Below are 538 nucleotides of genomic sequence, written 5' to 3' on the forward strand. Positions count from 1 at the left end.
CACCCATAACGGAGTAGTGTTGAGTATATTCTTATCCGTAATAACAGGACCGCCAGCCAGCTGAAGATGAGTAAGATTGCCCCATGCATCATAATGCCTGCGCTCGAGCGGCTTGCCGCTTAAAGAGCTGATGGCCAGAATACTCCCCAGATAATCCTTATGCAGCAACAGGTAACCACCATTAGTTGCCTCAAAGCTTTTCAAATATACAATATCAGAATCATATGGCGATCCCCCGATATATATAATATGTTTTTCTTTCCCGGTTGTATTGTCCTTTACCACTTCAAAGCTTCCTTCTTCACTGTATAATTTGGTGAATTTCCCGTCACTGCCACCGCTGAAATTCCCTCCATAAGTAACCCTCTGTCTCATAGCAGTAAGCCCATACTGGAAGGCAGCATCCCCTTTTTCACCATCTACGAACACCGGATCATTATTTTCGTTGTATGTAATACTTTGGATCAGGTCATTATTATAGTTCTGGATTCCGTCAGTATTCAGGCTCATTCCGGTAGGTTGGTAGACGTTGTCAGGA

1 protein-coding gene is annotated in these 538 nt (G+C 43.7%); it reads right to left on the minus strand.

Going from position 1 to position 538, the window contains the following annotated elements; genetic code table 11:
* Positions 1 to 538 (minus strand): hypothetical protein (locus DRF57_RS23845; protein ID WP_157969937.1); only part of this gene is annotated, 538 nt, incomplete at both ends.

It is taken from the genome of Chryseobacterium rhizosphaerae (genome assembly GCF_003385455.1).
Lineage (GTDB): Bacteria > Bacteroidota > Bacteroidia > Flavobacteriales > Weeksellaceae > Chryseobacterium > Chryseobacterium rhizosphaerae.